Origin of the sequence: Lysinibacillus sp. NPDC093190 (genome assembly GCF_050280425.1) — a bacterium.
In the GTDB taxonomy this organism is placed as follows: domain Bacteria; phylum Bacillota; class Bacilli; order Bacillales_A; family Planococcaceae; genus Lysinibacillus.
The window spans coordinates 53977-70566 of record NZ_JBNNVG010000003.1; the positions used below are offsets into that span (position 1 = coordinate 53977).

Annotated in this window: 17 protein-coding genes and 1 pseudogene; 8 read left to right on the forward strand and 10 right to left on the reverse strand. The window is 36.7% G+C overall.

From position 1 onward, the window contains the following. Positions 1–60 precede the first annotated feature (60 nt). Both ACQKOF_RS03805 and ACQKOF_RS03810 read left to right on the forward strand, forming a co-directional pair. Positions 61–603, forward strand: a complete 543-nt coding sequence (locus ACQKOF_RS03805) for a histidine phosphatase family protein (protein ID WP_427553865.1) — start codon at positions 61–63, stop codon at positions 601–603. Positions 604–671: 68 nt separating this feature from the next. Beyond that, positions 672–1334 carry a uridine kinase family protein gene (locus ACQKOF_RS03810; protein WP_427553867.1) on the forward strand — a complete coding sequence of 221 codons (663 nt, stop codon included), beginning with the start codon at positions 672–674 and terminating at the stop codon, positions 1332–1334. 262 nt (positions 1335–1596) lie between these two features. Here the strand turns inward: ACQKOF_RS03810 and ACQKOF_RS03815 are convergent, their stop codons facing one another. From ACQKOF_RS03815 to ACQKOF_RS03825, 3 genes are all read right to left on the reverse strand, one after another. Next, on the reverse strand, positions 1597–2244 hold the full coding sequence (locus tag ACQKOF_RS03815) for an SIMPL domain-containing protein (protein WP_427553869.1): 648 nt from the start codon (positions 2242–2244) through the stop codon (positions 1597–1599). A gap of 304 nt (positions 2245–2548) precedes the next feature. Next, positions 2549–2851 carry a YunC family protein gene (locus ACQKOF_RS03820; protein ID WP_049663111.1) on the reverse strand — a complete coding sequence of 101 codons (303 nt, stop codon included), beginning with the start codon at positions 2849–2851 and terminating at the stop codon, positions 2549–2551. 217 nt (positions 2852–3068) lie between these two features. Continuing rightward, positions 3069–3191 carry a hypothetical protein gene (locus tag ACQKOF_RS03825; RefSeq protein ID WP_256469487.1) on the reverse strand — a complete coding sequence of 41 codons (123 nt, stop codon included), beginning with the start codon at positions 3189–3191 and terminating at the stop codon, positions 3069–3071. A 302-nt stretch (positions 3192–3493) separates the two neighbouring features. Here ACQKOF_RS03825 and ACQKOF_RS03830 point away from each other — a divergent pair, with 302 nt between their 5' ends. Then, entirely contained in the window at positions 3494–4231 is a 738-nt protein-coding gene (locus ACQKOF_RS03830) for a polysaccharide deacetylase family protein (protein ID WP_427553871.1), read from the forward strand. A gap of 99 nt (positions 4232–4330) precedes the next feature. On the opposite strand, the gene ACQKOF_RS03835 is transcribed toward ACQKOF_RS03830, so the two are convergent. Further along, entirely contained in the window at positions 4331–4588 is a 258-nt protein-coding gene (locus tag ACQKOF_RS03835) for a hypothetical protein (RefSeq protein WP_427553873.1), read from the reverse strand. Between the two features lie 107 nt (positions 4589–4695). On the opposite strand from ACQKOF_RS03835, the gene ACQKOF_RS03840 reads away from it, so the two are divergent. Further along, positions 4696–5487 (forward strand): DUF2268 domain-containing protein, encoded by a 792-nt coding sequence (locus ACQKOF_RS03840; RefSeq protein WP_427553875.1) that lies wholly within the window; start codon positions 4696–4698, stop codon positions 5485–5487. A gap of 307 nt (positions 5488–5794) precedes the next feature. On the opposite strand, the gene ACQKOF_RS03845 is transcribed toward ACQKOF_RS03840, so the two are convergent. The 3 genes from ACQKOF_RS03845 to ACQKOF_RS03855 form a co-directional block, all read right to left on the reverse strand. Beyond that, positions 5795–7117, reverse strand: a complete 1323-nt coding sequence (locus tag ACQKOF_RS03845) for a CitMHS family transporter (RefSeq protein WP_427553877.1) — start codon at positions 7115–7117, stop codon at positions 5795–5797. Positions 7118–7222: 105 nt separating this feature from the next. Next, positions 7223–7936 carry a response regulator gene (locus ACQKOF_RS03850; RefSeq protein ID WP_427553879.1) on the reverse strand — a complete coding sequence of 238 codons (714 nt, stop codon included), beginning with the start codon at positions 7934–7936 and terminating at the stop codon, positions 7223–7225. Beyond that, positions 7905–9443 (reverse strand): ATP-binding protein, encoded by a 1539-nt coding sequence (locus tag ACQKOF_RS03855; protein WP_427553881.1) that lies wholly within the window; start codon positions 9441–9443, stop codon positions 7905–7907. Before ACQKOF_RS03855 ends, ACQKOF_RS03850 begins: the two co-directional genes overlap by 32 nt. A gap of 449 nt (positions 9444–9892) precedes the next feature. Here ACQKOF_RS03855 and ACQKOF_RS03860 point away from each other — a divergent pair, with 449 nt between their 5' ends. Next, complete coding sequence (locus tag ACQKOF_RS03860; RefSeq protein WP_427553883.1) at positions 9893–10405, forward strand: DNA-deoxyinosine glycosylase; 513 nt, start codon at positions 9893–9895, stop codon at positions 10403–10405. A gap of 71 nt (positions 10406–10476) precedes the next feature. On the opposite strand, the gene ACQKOF_RS03865 is transcribed toward ACQKOF_RS03860, so the two are convergent. Continuing rightward, a complete protein-coding gene (locus ACQKOF_RS03865; protein WP_427553885.1) occupies positions 10477–11337 on the reverse strand; it encodes an endo alpha-1,4 polygalactosaminidase in 861 nt (286 codons plus the stop codon). Between the two features lie 160 nt (positions 11338–11497). Here ACQKOF_RS03865 and ACQKOF_RS03870 point away from each other — a divergent pair, with 160 nt between their 5' ends. Beyond that, the gene (locus ACQKOF_RS03870; protein WP_427553887.1) at positions 11498–11926 is read left to right on the forward strand and encodes a hypothetical protein; all 429 of its coding nucleotides are present in this window, start codon (positions 11498–11500) and stop codon (positions 11924–11926) included. A gap of 912 nt (positions 11927–12838) precedes the next feature. Continuing rightward, positions 12839–14470: a ribosomal protection-like ABC-F family protein gene (gene abc-f, locus ACQKOF_RS03875; RefSeq protein ID WP_427553889.1), complete on the forward strand. Its 1632-nt coding sequence runs from the start codon at positions 12839–12841 to the stop codon at positions 14468–14470. 213 nt (positions 14471–14683) lie between these two features. Here the strand turns inward: abc-f and ACQKOF_RS03880 are convergent, their stop codons facing one another. After that, the gene (locus tag ACQKOF_RS03880) at positions 14684–15175 is read right to left on the reverse strand and encodes an SRPBCC family protein (protein WP_427553891.1); all 492 of its coding nucleotides are present in this window, start codon (positions 15173–15175) and stop codon (positions 14684–14686) included. A 258-nt stretch (positions 15176–15433) separates the two neighbouring features. On the opposite strand from ACQKOF_RS03880, the gene ACQKOF_RS03885 reads away from it, so the two are divergent. After that, positions 15434–15793 carry a YybH family protein gene (locus tag ACQKOF_RS03885; protein ID WP_427553893.1) on the forward strand — a complete coding sequence of 120 codons (360 nt, stop codon included), beginning with the start codon at positions 15434–15436 and terminating at the stop codon, positions 15791–15793. Here the strand turns inward: ACQKOF_RS03885 and ACQKOF_RS03890 are convergent. Next, positions 15790–16583 (reverse strand): annotated as a pseudogene (locus ACQKOF_RS03890) (sulfite exporter TauE/SafE family protein). The gene ACQKOF_RS03885 and the pseudogene ACQKOF_RS03890 sit on opposite strands and share 4 nt — an antisense overlap. Positions 16584–16590 lie beyond the last annotated feature (7 nt).

Here is a 16590-nt window from a genome sequence, read left to right on the forward strand (position 1 = left end):
CAGATATTGTAGTTAATAACAATGATATCGGTTCTCCATATTTCCTCTAGGAGGTTAGAAATGGCTAAACATATCTATGTAATAAGACATTGCGAAGCTAAGGGACAGTCGCTGGATGCTTCTTTAACAGAACAGGGCTTTCACCAGGCTGAAGTTTTAGCCGAGTTTTTCACTGACAAAAAAATTGATCGAATTATTGCTAGTCCCTTTTTACGAGCAATTCAAACTATAGAACCGCTAAGTAAGAGGGAAAATATAAATGTTGAAATTGATGAACGCCTTTCAGAACGCATTTTAAGCACTAGAGATTTACCAGATTGGTATAATAAGCTTCAAGCGACTTTTACTGATTTGGATTTGAAATTTGATAGTGGAGAGTCAAGTAACGAAGCGATGGAACGTATCGTTAACGTCGTTGAGGAAACTTTCAAAAGTGAGTCCGAACATACAATTATCGTTAGTCATGGAAATATAATTACCTTACTTTTGAAAAATTATAATAGCGATGTTGACTTTCAATTTTGGACACGTCTAAATAATCCAGATGTTTTTCAGCTAAGTATTAAGGATCATGAAGTGACTCTAGAACGTATATGGGAATGATTAAAATTAAATGGAATTTTGTGTAAATATATTTTGTGATAAAAGGAAGCGGTAGTGGGGGGAGAGAGATGGACAGGTTATTGCAAGAGATCATTACTTGGGCCAACAAGGAAGATAAACCAATCGTCATTGGTATTTCAGGACATGGTGCAGCAGGAAAAACAACGTTTGCCAATAAGCTTATTAACTGTTTAAACCAAAGTGAAGTGAATTATATTAATACAGACCCGTATATTGTTAGTTCGGATATACGCAAGCATACAATTATCAACTATACTTTTCGAAACGCACAGCATCATTTTAAAATGACCGCTTGCCATCCAGCGGCACATCATTTACCTTCTTTGGAAAGAGATATTCAGATGGTTAGAGAAGGTCTGGATTTATTGACAATTGATACGCATTATATGAAAAGTGCGTTAATTTCTTCAAAAACTAAAGTAACCATAGTTGAGGGAATGAGTGTAGCATTTATTAATCCTAAGTTATTTGATTTAAAAATTTATTTTTATACAGATGGTGAGACGGAATTAAAGAGAAGGTCGGGCCGTGATGTACTTGAAAGGGGAACTGATATCAATTATTTAATGCAGTCGCATGAAGAACGTAGAATTCAATATGAATTGTTTATGCATTCGTATAGTCAGCATTTTGATATCATTTTTAAAACCTTTGATGAAGTAATATGTCTAGAAAAAAATACATTTGAATTTAACTACAAGCTTCAATAACTTTAAGAGCCTTCATGGTATGAGGCAGAAGGCTCATTTAACTTCTTTCAGCGGGTGTCCAAACATCCGCTGAAATAGAGGAACTCAGTCTAAAAACGCCACGTCCTGTGGCAACGACTGAGTGACCAACATCTTGTTGCTGCCGCTACGTTAGCACTGCGCTTTCGCACAAAAAACATCTGCCGCTGACGCTTCGCTTTCGCGCAATAAAACATCTGTTGGCCCAAAGCCTCCGGACGCAATTATGCCGAGGCATAATTGATTATTGAAACTTCACTCGGACAGTCGCATTAATAGTCAATAGACTTTGTTCAATAGGTGTAGAAATGGTGGAATCAACTGTCGTCATGGATCTATACAGGGCTGGTTCAATTTCATGTTCCTCAATGATTTCGATTGGCTGGGGCTGGATAGGCAAATGCATCGTCTCGGCAATTGTTTTGGCTTTCATTTGGGCATTTTTAAGAGCTAGGCTGAGTGCCTGCTGGTAGTATGCATCCGTATTTTCAATGTTAAAATGTATAGAGGGAATGCGATTTGCACCATTTTGCACAGCTGTATCAATGACTGCACCAACCTGATTTGTATCAGTTACTTTAACGGTAATGGCATTTGTCACTTCATAGCCTTTAAAAACTTGTTTACTGTTCTCAAATTCAGAATGAGGTGCAATATTGTAGCTTGCCGTTTGGATATGTTCTTTTGGGATATGAAGAGCTAAAATGGATTGTATGACACGATTCATAATCATCGCATTTTCTTGCTGTGCATCTTGTACATTTTTCCCTTGTGTACTGACCTCTACTTGAAGCTGGACATAGCCTGCTTTAGCCATTACTTTTCCGGTTCCAGTCACAACTATAACACGTGGTACGTGAGAAGTTTGCTGACCGACATTTGTATAATACATAGAATACCACCTTTCGAAAGGCTCATACTATGCAAGATGAAAGTCGTTTAATATGAGTTTTATAATGAAGAAAAAGCGTCTAGTTTAACTTCTTTCAGCAGAAATCTCCCACCTCTATAGGCGGTGGGATGAATGCAATTTTAAGTCGGGTGTCCAAACATCCGCTGAAAGAAGTTAAAGCCTCCGGCGGATGTCACGGAATCGGAAAGGAGTTCTTTGTGCAAGCACAAAGCCGATTCCGGACGCAATTATGCCGAGGCATAATTGATTGCCTTGACGCTTTATTTATGCACAAAAATATCTGTTATACCATTTTTAATAACGCTTCTACGCCAGACATTCCTTCAGTAATACCAAGTTGATGCGCTTCATATGTCACGGATTCTAATGGAGCCGTCAATAGCTCATCAATTGTTTTCACACCAACTGCTCGGCCAGCAATAATCTTCCGGTCTGCTAAACGATCATTTAATAGACCAACATCTAAAGCCCCACACATAATGTAGCCCGTATCATTTGAAATTGTCAGCAGTGTTGTTTTTGGCAATTGAACAACTACTGCAGTGAAAAAATGGCCTTTAATCATAATAGGCTCAATTATCACCATCCGAAATCACTCCTTTTCTCTATATACATATGGCGATAGATAAAAAGGTGTTCGACATTTTCACAAAAAATTATTTGTTACCTAAAACGAACGGTATATATGTATTCTTTGTTAGCACTACGCTTTCGTACAGATATAATTGCTGAAATTTTATTGATACAATAATTTCCAACAAAATAAAAGAATCAACCCGTTTTATAAGGTTGATCCTTTAAAATTATTTTGTATAAGAAAGCATAGCTGTTTGCTTGAAATTTTTTAATGCAACCGTTGCCTCGTTTTTAGTTTTATACTCGAACATACGATAAGTATTTTGTTCAAAAACTGTAATTATCCACATAATGAAAAAGCCCCTTTGTTGTTTTGTGCTATAACAACTGTCTAAATAATTAATTTTTATCTTGTTGTTATATATCAGTTATGTTTTTTATTTTACATCAATCAGTGGAAAAATAAAGTACTATGTGATTGTTTTCACATTTTGTTCAAAATATAATAGGAAATTTATTGAATTTTTATGCATATAGATTTTGACATAGTTAAGAAGAGAAAACAGCCAAACCTATACAAGTATAATTCATTGTAATTCGTAAATAGTAAGTTGACGGAGTTATGTGAATTTGAACTTGGGAGGTGATGCTTATGACACGTAAATATGTATTGGTTTTATCCCTTTGTTTTTTAATCGTATCGGTATTTTTTACAGAGCTAACAACTTATGCGGATAAAGGTCGACCTTATTATGAGGAGACAGGGGAAGTTGTGTGGGACATTAACACAAAAGACAAAATAATTGCTCTAACCTTTGACGATGGACCTCATCCAAAATATACGGCAGCTATTTTAGATTTATTGGCAAAGTATGATGCAAAGGCGACGTTTTTTATTATTGGAAAAAATGCAGAAAAATATCCGGACCTTGTTTTACGATCTTATTCTGAAGGGCATGAGCTGGCCAATCATACGTATTCACATCCGTTTAAAGCTTCCGTAGCTGAATTACAGGCACAACTGCGTAAGACAAAGGCAATAATTTATGGTATTACTGGATTTGCACCAATTTTGTTCCGTCCTGTAGGTGGTTACTATAATGATCAAATGATTAATGCCGCTGTAAAGGATGGATACAAAGTAGTTATGTGGTCTTGGCATCAGGATACTCAAGATTGGAAACAGCCAGGTGTCAACAAAATTGTCCAAAAAGTGATGAATGGGTCGAGGCCTGGAGATGTTATTTTGTTCCATGATGGAGGCGGCGATCGTACGCAGACTATTAAGGCACTGGAAGAAATCTTACCAGAACTTAAAAAACAAGGTTATACATTTGTCACAATATCCGAGTTGATTAAAAGCAAACAGCAACAAGAGCAAGTGCAATAAGGAAAATAAGCCATCTCAACAGATTGAAATGGCTTATTTTTTTCCATGACAGAGTCTGTCATCGCGCAGCGGATAGTATAATTAGTAGTCATTTCGATATTACCAAAATAATAGTGGTGCTAGTGCAATTCCGGCAATTAATCCAAATGCTATTCCAAAGCCAAAACCTTCTCCTCGTCCTCCCCAACCCCAGTAACCTAAACCATAACCGCCAAATCGTCTATCAGGTAGAATCCACACCTGTCTTCTATCCACCCTAGTTATTTCTCCATAATGTACTCTGCCACTTGCTTCTGTAATTCTTACACGTTTACCATGATATCTACAGCAAAGATTGTAAGTATCAGCTGGATTCACAAACTATCCCTCCTTTCGACTTCCTTACAAGCTAATATATGCGGTTGCAAACATTATCACTAGCCGATTGACTACTTCAGACATAAGCTATAGTAAGGGGGGAATGTATGTCGGTAATTCCAACAGATGAGTGGCTCGATAAATTAATAGCTAGTCAAAGGCTCAATGATAGTAAAAATCTTGAGGACTTACAACGCTCTATTCTTTGCAGTCGTTTAGTAGAGATTTTTATTGGTGGATCTCCAGGTGAAATACAATTTGAACTTCAGCAACAGGGGCTTTTTCAGTCGCATGAAAAAATAGACATTAACAAGTTAAAAAAACAAAACGTTTGGGAAGTAGTACAGAAGGAATTTAACTATTTAAAGGAAAGATGGAGCGGTCCGAATATACCAATCTATATCTTCCCAATCACACAGGAGCAAACGATTACTAAGAAAAACGGTGTTGCCTATCCCAATGCTCTTTTTTTATATATAGGAGAGCTTGAAAAGCAGGAGCTTAAAGCGTTATTTGCCCATGAGTATAATCATGTTTGTCGTCTGCAATATTTAAATAAATCTCTAGACGAAGTGACACTGTTAGATTCTTTAATTTTAGAGGGATTAGCAGAATGTGCAGTAGAGGAGATCTACGGGGATAAATGGTTAGCACCATGGTTGAGGAACTACTCATTGGATAAGATGCTAGAAATTTGGAGGGGGCATTTTTTACCTCAAATCAATAAGCAAGGATTAAACAATCATGTTGAATTTTTATATGGTGGAAAGCTTCCTCAATGGATGGGGTATTGCATTGGCTATGAAATAGTAAGGACCTATATAAAAAATCATTCATCCAATAAACTGCATGTAAAAAGTTCGGAGGAAATACTTGCTGGCTCTGATTTTCCTCTATAATCAATACCTAAGTAAAAGGTTCATCACCGAAAGTTGGCGATGAAATTTTGTTGAAACGTATGTAATGAGGATGAGTTGATTGGAGTGGAGACTGGGCGACTCCTTGGGGATCAGCGTCACAGATGAGACCCTGGAGCGAGCTCTGCGAGTGAAGCGGCTCATCGGACGCCCCCAGGAAGCTTTGCTCTGCGCGAAAGCGAAGCGTCAGCGACAAAGCGCCCGGTCGGAACGGAAATCAACCCCACGTTATGGTGATATAAAATAACCAGTTGCCGAACAATTTACGACAACTATTACACTAATTAATTTAGATAGCAATAATTCCTATTGCTACAGCAATGAATAGTAAAGTAATGCTCAATCCCCACATCCAGAAGAAAGAGTATTTTAAGTGTTTCCCCATTTCTAAGCCTGATAAGCCTAAAGCTAACCAAACAGCAGGGGCAAGTGGCGATACAAATGTACCTACAATATTACCAATAATCATGGCATAGGCAGTTGAAAGAGAATCAATATCGAAAGATAAGCCAATCTGTTCAACTACAGGGAATAAAGCGAAGTAATATGCATCCGTACTTAGTAATAAATCAAATGGTACCCCTAATACCCCAATAATGATATGTAAATAAGATGATAGGGCTGATGGTAGAATGTTTACAGCATTGTTGGCAATCGCAGTTAACATCCCTGTACCATTAAGTATGCCTAAGAATAGTCCAGCGGCAATGATGATAGACGCCATCGTTAAAGCATTCGGAGCATGTGCTCGTACACGTTCCATTTGTTCTTTAGGAGAACGATAGTTGATTGGCAAGGCGATGGCCACACCAATTAAAAAGGCTAATCCTGCTGGTAAAATACCTGCAACTAAAATTCCGATAACAAGAACAGTAACAATTGCATTAATCCACAATAGCTTTGGTCGTTGTAAGCTTGTGTCTACTTCTGATGAAACAACACCTTGTGTAATAGCGTGATCATCATTTGTGAAGTCAAGGGTACCGTATTGTTTTAGAATACGCTTCTTTTCTCTAAAACCAAGGAACACCGCTAAGGCTATCATTAACACGACACCAATGATTTGAATAGTGATTAAAGGATACCAAAGTTCAGTTACATCCGTTTCTAAAACTGAAGCAACACGACCTAATGGACCACCCCAAGGAATCATATTAATAACTGCTGCAGCTCCTCCAACTAATAACAACAATAGATATGGATTCATGCGTAAACGTAAATATAAAGGTAATAATGCTGGAATTGTAATTAAAAATGTTGAAGCTCCAGAACCATCTAGTTGCGCCACTACAGCAATGATCACTGTTATTACTGCAACAACAATAATATTACCTTTTGAAAGCGCAATCATTTTATTGATCAATGGCTCGAATAATCCTACATCCTGCATAATACCAAAGAAAATAATTGCAAAGATAAACATAACAGCTACGTTCATCACAGAGCTTAATCCAGAACTAAAGAATTCTCCTAATTCATCGAAATTAAAGCCAGCTATAAATGCTGCTACAATAGGTGGTATAACCATTGCTACAAGTGGTGATACTCGACCACTAATAAGTAGAGCAACAATAATAATAATTGTTAAAAATCCTATTATACTTAGACTCAAAAACATTTCCTCCCTTTGTGTTCAATCATTCAGATTATTTAAAAAATAACATAGTGCTAAAGAGAGGAAAATAATATAGTCATATGTTAAATAAAGAGCATACTATTAGTTTTGTTCATAAGTTCCATGATATACATATTTCCGTTCAGGTCTTCCAACGGTGCCGTAAATTAGTTTTGTCTGTAAAAACTGCTCGCCAACTAAGTATTCTAAATAACGGCGAGCTGTTGAACGACTAGAACCGATGAGTTCACTTAATTGTGAGGCTGTAAGCTCCTGGGTTTTGAGATCTTCAAAAATACTTTTAACAATTTGTAATGTGTGCAAATCAATCCCTTTTACAAACGATTCTTCATCTTCTACTTTATTGTTTGATTCACTATAAAATAATGAGTTAAGGTCATTTTGAGTGACATTTTTGCTATTTTGAAATAATCGAAGTTCCTGCAAATATTTCTGAAATGCGCGTTGAAGTCGCTGCTCTTCAAAGGGTTTTATTAAATAATCTAAAATTCCTAAGTCCAATACATCCCTTATTAAACTTACTTCAGTTGCTGCTGAGATTACGACAATTTTTATAGACGGATAGAGGTGACGTATATGGCTTACTAATGAGCTACCTTCAACATCCGGAATATATAAATCTGTTAATATAATTTCTGGTAAGCTAGAAGTCATCTCCAGCTTTTCAATCGTTTCTTTTCCTGTGCGTAAATTTTCAGTGACGATAAATCCTTCCATATTATGAACATAATCGGCATGAATTTTTGCTACTCTAAAGTCATCTTCAATAATCCATACACTTTTTAATGTTGTCATGCTCAATGTCTCCTTTAGGAACTATAATTAAAAAACATGCTCCTGATAAATCACCTGAATCCAATAAAATTTCCCCATTTATCTCCTGAAGGGCTCTCTTGCTTATAGCAAGTCCATGTCCGCGATCTAACCCTTCTTTAGTAGATACACCCTTTGTAAAAATTTTATCGTAAATATTGTTATCAATACCTGGTCCATTGTCTTGAATCTCAAATAAGTAATGGTTTTTATAATTGTTGATCGATAGTTGAATCACTTTATCTGATGATTCCCAGCTTTTCAAAGTCTCAATAGCGTTTTGAAGTACATTACCAAGAGCTGTTAGGATAGCATTTTCTTGCTGCTTAGATAATTCAATAGATGAAGAAATTTCGTTTAGCTCGAGTTTGATGCCTAGTTCAGCGGCTTCTGCAATTTTCCCCTGAATTAATGCAAGTAGAAGAGGGGTTGTTACATTGCTATTTAAAAAAGCCTGATTTTTAAGTTGTATGTTTCGTTCTTCTTTAATAAATTCAATTGCTTCGTTGTAATGCTTATGAACAAGTAAACCTAAAATGATATGAAGCTTATTAGCAAATTCATGAGTATAGGCCCGTTGAACATTTGCATACTGCTTCATCTGTTTTAATTCATCAATGATTTTTTGAATATCTACTTTCTTTCTAAAGGTGTATAGTGAACCAATTTTCCTTTTCTTTTCAACTAAAGGCGTTTTATTTAAAATGATAATATGCTCATCAAGTGGTAGCTCTAAATTATGAATGTTTTTCTCTGCAACAATTTTAGGCGTAAAAATATGTTCAATTTTTGCACCCATCCATTCTGATAGAGGTTTATTGTGAGTAGAATCTAGCATTTCATAAGCACTTTTGTTAATGGTAGTAATTTGATTAAAGTGATCGACAGCCAGTATCCCTTCTTCTGTTGTTTCTAAAATGACCTTGTTTTGTTGATATAATTTAGCAATTTGAATAGGTTCCATATTAAACAATAATCTTTTTATATAGATGGAAATAACTATTGCCCCCAATACTCCTATTAAAAGAATAATAATCGTGTATTTTATCCATTTGTGAATATAACTTTCGATGGTAGTGTCGATATTTTCTGTTAAAAAACCGACTGATACAACACCAATAATTTTATTGTCTAATATGATGGGGGCTTTACCTCGAATAGATTCACCTAATGACCCTATAGTTTTAGAAATATAAGCTTGTCTATCTAACAATGCGGCATCGTTGTCTCCACCAACCATTTTTTCTCCGATTTTATCTTTTAAAGGATGTGAATAACGAATACCTTCAGAATTTCCAACGACAATAAATGCTGCGTCAAATTCTTTTCTTAAAGGCTCGACGATTGGTTGAATGATTTCACTTGGCTTTTCTTTATCAAATGCGGTAATGATCTCTTCCATAGATGCGAGGGTTTTTGCAATATTTAATGCCTCCATTCCCATCTGTTTTTCTGTCGTATCTCGAATATGTTCTTGTAAAAGATACATAAACATTCCACATATTAAAAGGATCAGGATACTTATTAAAAAAATCATTCTAGCTGTAAGAGATTGGAACCAACTTTTCATATTTCACCTCTATGTAGTTTGATATTCGTAATCAATTTTTCTACTTATAGTCCATTTGAAAAATAAGTGACTGCATGCTAACAAAAAGAGCGTATTTGAATTAGTCTATCATAAATATCCAACAAATAGAGAAAGGCCCTCAAGCTTGATTTATTTAAAAATAATGGGAAAACCATCACCAAAAGATGTGGATGACATTTGTAAAAACGTATGTTTTGTATGTAGGTTGATTTTCGTTCCGGATGGACGCCCTCAGGAAATCGCCCCCAAGATATGGTGAAGAGCCTTCTGTTTTTGGTATTTGATACATGCCCTTCAATGACATTGACACAAAATTTCCGCTACAATATAAGGAAGGAGTGATTGTCATGTCAAATGAACTTAAAAATGTATTACCGCCAGTTATTGATTTGTCAACGAAGGTGCTAATTGTCGGCTCAATGCCAGGAAAGCAATCATTAGAGAAGCAGCAATATTATGGTAACCCACGCAATCACTTTTGGCCGATTATTGGAGGAATATTAGGGATAGATGTACCTCAGGATTATGGGCAAAGATTAAAATTGCTAAAGGATCATCATATTGGTCTCTGGGATACAATAGAATCGTGCGAGCGTAAAGGAAGCTTAGATGCAGCCATTCGTAATGAAAAACCGAATGATTTTAAAACGTTTTTTGAACACTATCCTAATATTGAGTTAGTGCTTTTTAATGGCGCAAAGGCATTCGAAGTTTTTAAAAAGCATATTGGCCTTGAGGTTTTAGATGGTCGAACATATCAAAAAATGCCTTCGACTAGTCCAATACCAGGGAAAAATATTAAATCTTTTGAAGAAAAGCTTGAGGATTGGCGAGTAATGCAATCTTATTTGCCGAGATAATTACATTACAAAGAAATCCCCTCCGATGAGTGTTACTTAACGGAGAGGATTATAAGCCATGAGGATGGACATCACTGCCATGTGTTGTAGTATGATCCTGCCGCGCTATGAAAGAATTTAAAATGATATTTTTCAGCTAAGGCACGACTTTTTTCTTCATCGTTAAATCCGATTGTCATCACCTGTGTACCGAATTTTTCTCGTATCTGCACTAATTGCTGCATCATATTCAACGACCATTCATCTTTTCCGACTACATCATACGAAAAGTTTTCCCACATAATAAAATCGACATATGGCGCTGTATAATCAGCTAATGTTTGAAAACCCCAATTTTGAGCAACAGACAGGTCGTTATATTGCTGCTTTATTTTTTTTATAAAGGCAAGCATTGCTTCATTTTGCGCGCCCTGTTCTTTTTCAGGTAAGTAGGACTCGATATTGCCAACAGTATCTAAAAACACACCATCCAATCCTTTTTGAACAATTTGTTTTTGAATTTCTTCTAGCAAAAGCTCTTGATAGTGTTTAGATGTCATATCCATTAAATACGAATCCCACTCAGAGAAATACATCTTTTCTCCACGCTCGTCTTTATAAAAATCCTCTTCTTTCAATCGGCTATAGAACTCTGAATTCCATTTGTCTGCTTCCATTGCGTTAATATAGCCATAAATTAATGTTCCATTTTTTTGAGCCTGCTTAATATACTGCTGCTGTATTTCGATAGGCTCTACAATGACTAAATCTACTTTAGCCATTTCCTTGCCAATCTTATCGTTCCCTGCATCTAAATAATATTTGTACTTCTTAACAGCAGCTAGCCTGTCTTGAATACTTGTTGAATCTGCAGAAGAATTTGAAGAGTTGAAAAATAGCCATATCCCAAAGGACAGTAGGATTGTAGTAATTAGTAAAAATATTTTTCGCATAAGCACCCCTTTTATTGGAAAATATACCTTTTATTATACAATACCAACCGTGAAAATACGAATACAGTTTAGGACGACTGAATGCAAAGCTAATGGGCAATTGCTCAACGGTTATTAGCCCTTTTACATATATTGAATTATGTAAAAGGAGGGGTTTATCTTGTACAATCCATATGAAGAAATAATGCCACTTCCAGAACCCGGTTTCGAACCATCATTTGGACTACCTGGTTTTGGTCCACCACCATCGTTTGGTCCACCACCGTCGTTTGGCCCGCCTGGTTTAGGCCAGCCACCATCATTTGGACCACCTAGTTTCGGTCCGCCACCAGCAGGTCAAATGCCTCTTGGTCCACCACCTAGCTTTGCGCCATCACTTCCACCATTCGGAATAGGTTCAAGTGGTATTCAATCATGCTTATTTAGAAATACGTATATATGGATGTTTAATGGATCAGGCTTTTGGTTCTTCCTAACTGCTGTAGGAAGAGAGTTTGTTGCAGGGTTCCGATGGAGTAGCAGAAGTGGTTGGCGCTTCCAAACCATCGCAAGAAGAAATATTCGCTCGTATGAATGTTCGAGATGGTAATTAAGCGTATTAAGAAACTATGTTAATGAAATAAAGGTGTCATTAATAGGGAATTTTTATTATTGATTCATAGTGTTGAAAAAATGGCCAATGAAAATCTTCCTTAAATAGAGTTATATGCTATGTGATTGATTGGAGTGGAGACTGGGCGACTCCTTGGGGATTAGCAATAGAGGAACGAAGGCTAAAAGCATCACGTCCTGTGATAACGCCTTCGTGACTAACATCGTGTTAGTCCAACGCCCCCAGGAAGCTTTGCTCTGCGCGAAAGCGAAGCGTCAGCGACAAAGCGCCCAGTCGGAACGGAAATCAACCCCTCGTTTTGCTGAATAGCTATACTTTATATTAGTATGATGTTAATTGGTGAAGAATTATTTTACAGCTTTATTATTTTTATTTTAAAGACAACAATGTTACAATTATTGTAATTAATGATGAAGGGACGATGGGTGGCTAATGATTAACTAATCTTATTTTTTACACATGAAATTTTATCTTCGTTTAATAGGTGTTCAAACACCTACTAAATAAAGATAAAGCCTCCGGTGGATGTCACGGATTTTCAAAGGAATGAATTGTGCGGGCACAATTCAAAATCCGGACGCAATTACGCCAAGGCGAAATTGATATTTCATCACTGAATCAAAAAATAGGATTAGTCTGCCCATTTTCCATAACGCGCACTTCGTATCGGCGAAGCTTTGTCGATTTGAGGTTGTACTATACTTACAAGTGCTTCATTTTCCATCTGAAGGTTTTATTTAGAAGCAGATAGGAAGTAGCTTGCTTAGTAATGGAACACAAACAAAGCTATCTTCATAAGCTTTTTTGTGTATGATATTTTTGCGACTAATCCTTCCAAAATACGTGGAGGGATTTTTTTGTCCCTCCGAATGGAGAGGAATAGATATCATGAAGGAACTTTTAAAATTACAAGATGTACATTATGAAGTAAAAGATATAAAAATTTTCGAACACGCAATAGCATCCGTAAAGGAAGGCGAGGTAATTGGCATTATTGGTAGGAATGGTGCTGGTAAATCAACATTATTGCAGCTGATTGCAGGCTCGATAGTGCCATCTGCTGGGCAATTACGATGGTTGCAGTCTGCTAAAGTTGTTTATGTAGAACAGGAGAGCGCACATTTTAATACGCTGGAGGTAACTGCGAGCGAGGCTGATTTGCTTGCTAAATGGCAAGTACCGGATGTGTTATTTTCAGCCTTAAGTGGCGGGGAGAAGCTTAAAATGCGTCTTGCTGATGGTTTTGCACAAAAGGCTTCATTACTTTTACTAGATGAACCTACGAATCATTTAGATGAGCAAAGCACTACATTGCTCATCGAACAAATAAAAAATTACGATGGCGCAATTATTGTTGTTTCGCATGACCGCTATTTTTTAGACGAGATTGCAACAAAAATTTGGGCTTTAGAAGAAGGAAAACTCATAGAGCATAGTGGCAATTATTCAAGCTATATGGCCGCTAGGGAACAGCGAAGACTAACACAACAACGCGCCTATGAAAAACAGCAAAAAAACATTGAACGTATAGAAGCGCAGATGCAGGAGCTCACATCTTGGTCACAAAAGGCACATGCCCAGTCTACCAAGCAGGAGGGTTTTAAGGAATTTTATCGTGTAAAAGCAAAACGTATGGACTCGCAGGTTAAATCCAAGAAAAAACGATTAGAGAAGGAGCTTGAAAAGGCTAAGGTTGATGCTGTAGAACCTGAAGAAGAGATTCGTTTTTCTTTAGATACAAATCAACGGGTAGGGAAGCGTTTTTTAGAGACAAAGCATTTAACGAAGTGCTTTGAGCAGCGTGTTTTATTGAAAGATGTAAACGTAATTGCTCAATTTGGTGACAAGATTGCCATTACTGGATCGAATGGTAGTGGCAAAACAACATTATTAAAGGTGCTCTTAGGACAGTTAAATGCAGAAGGAGAGGTTTGGATATCTCCTGCCGCGAATATCGGCTATTTAACGCAGGAAGTATTTGACTTACCACTGGATCAGACACCTGAGCAATACTTCAATAAGGAAACCTTTGAGGAACAAGGGAAGGTTCGAAATTTAATGAAGCATTTAGGCTTTACGCCAGCACATTGGACTGCACCAATAGGCGAAATGAGCATGGGCGAGCGGGTGAAATGTAAACTAATGGCTTACATTTTAGAGGATAAAAACGTGCTTATTTTAGATGAACCGACGAATCACCTTGACTTGCCTTCAAGGGAGCAATTAGAAAAAACGCTAGCGCAATATAAGGGAACTTTACTTGTTGTCTCACATGATAGATATTTTCTTGAGAAGGTAACAGATAGTGTGTGGGAGCTTAGAAATCAACGTATTGAGAAAAAGTGGAGAAATAACGCGCCTTCTCAAGTCGATGATAAAGCAACTCTTCGTTTAAAGCTTGAAAATGAAAGACAAGAGATACTTGGTAAGCTTAGTTTTCTTACAGCGAAGGATAAGGATTACGCTATGCTTGATCAAAAGTTTAATGAATTGACGAAGCGAATTAATGAGCTTAAATAACTAAAAGAGTTTTTAGGTAGGGAAAGAAAGGAGTGACCTTACACGATTAGTTCTGAGATGAACCTGATCACTTCGGGGCGCGCGAAAGCAAGTAGCTTGAAACGTAAATCATCTTCATTTACATATAACGCTACCTTGACCATTTTGTTTTTCAACACTATGAAAACTCCTAGAGCATGTATCTCTGCTCTAGGAGTTTTATTCGTGATATGCTTAAATCTTTTCAACGTCATCCACAAGCTGCGTATACTCTGCAAACCTTTTTTGCCATTCTTCCATTGGAAATTCATCATGTACAGTTCCGTTTAACAAATCCGAAAGCAGGTCTAAGCATATATGCCAGCCGGCTAAATCTTTAGGCGTATGGTCAGTTAGCTCACCAATCGTTTCAAGTAATACTAATATGGAGCCACTGCTAGTAGGGGAGAGTTCAAATCTTACTGTATCTTTGCCCCAATTAAATTCGAGTACATTCTTCTCAGCATAGTCTGTAATTGCTATTTCCTTATAAGCATTTGTTCCATCATTCATATTAAAGTGGATTTTGCCGTTTTTTTGAAGATCAATGATTTCTAAATTATTCATCCATTTTTGAAGCTTATCATTCTCCGTTAATACTGCCCAAACAGCATCAACTGAATGTGACAGCGGACGGTTGAATTTCACGACATAGCTATTTTGTTGTTTTTGAATAGTAGCGAGCATGGGGATCCTCCTTATTTACTTTTACTTTACTCCATCATAAACTGCTTGAAATAGTCTTGTCACGTCTACTTCTATAAATGTCCATACTTTAGCAGTAACAGACATTATTGATCCATCGATGCGAAAATTATTGAACAAGCGTTCTACAATGGTTAGTTGCTTTGGTGCTTTTTTGAGAGCTCTTCATTTTCTTTCGAATATTAATCTTTCTAAGTAGTAGAATTACGATTAATATTAGTTAAAAAAGGAGAAATTACAATGCCGTATCAACAAGCTTTGGAGAGCTATATTGCAGCAACAAATTCTCATGATTTTAATAACGTAAAGGAAATTTTGCATCCGCAAGCAGTGTATTGGTTTTCGGATAAAACATGCATAACCTTAGAAGAAATAGGAGCTTATTTCAATAATGCATGGGATTTGATAAGGGAAGAAGTTTATTCGGCTACCGATGTCCAGTGGCTTACGGTTGATGAACAATCAGCTACCTGCATTTATACATACCACTATGAGGGCTATCATAACGGAAAATTTGTATCAGGTTGCGGAAGAGCAACGAATATTTTTACTGTTTTAAACAATGAATGGAAGTTAATTCATGAACATTTAAGTAGTTAAATTATTTTTATTGCTACTTGAAAAAGTAGTAATGAAATGATGATTATTAGTAGTATGTTAGCTGCTTTTATCGGAATTTTAGGTAGAATTAAAAGTCCGAGCTGAGAGCCGATAATTGAGCCAATTGCCATCGCTATTGCATATTGCCATTGAATAAAGCCAGTTTGGTAAAATACAAAAATGCCCCTGTACAGCTCCCGAATATAAGTACGCGTGTGAGCTGTACAGCCTTTATGTAGGAGTAATGATAGCGTAAAAAATGTAGTATGCTGAAGGTTGAAGAGCCAGGTCCAAAGCCACCATCATAAACTGCGATTAAAAATGGCTGCCATAATTTATTGCTGTGTTTAGTGTCATTTTCTTCTGAGCTAACAGTCCATTCTTTATTTTTCAACGTTATAAATAGAACGAAAACAAGTAGAATACATGCAATAATATTCATTGTTTTTTCTGAGATGGATACTGTTAGGAGTGCTCCACAAACCCCTCCGGCAATGGCTATAGCAACATATTTCATAATAGATGCTAGACGAAGCTCTTTATGATAAAGAAGATAAAAGATGCTTGACAACGCTGCAATGCCCGATGAAAATTTATTCGTAGCAATGCCTGTTTGAATAGGTATGCCAACAAGCATCATAGCAGGGATCGTAATTAGCCCAGCACCCCCAGCAAGGGTACCGATAAAAGCGGCAATAATTCCGATACCGACAAGCGTCAGTGAAAGCTTTGTATAAGAAAGTCCTATTATAATGGCAATGGTCACAATCAAAATAAAAGATTTTTTCATAAGCGTC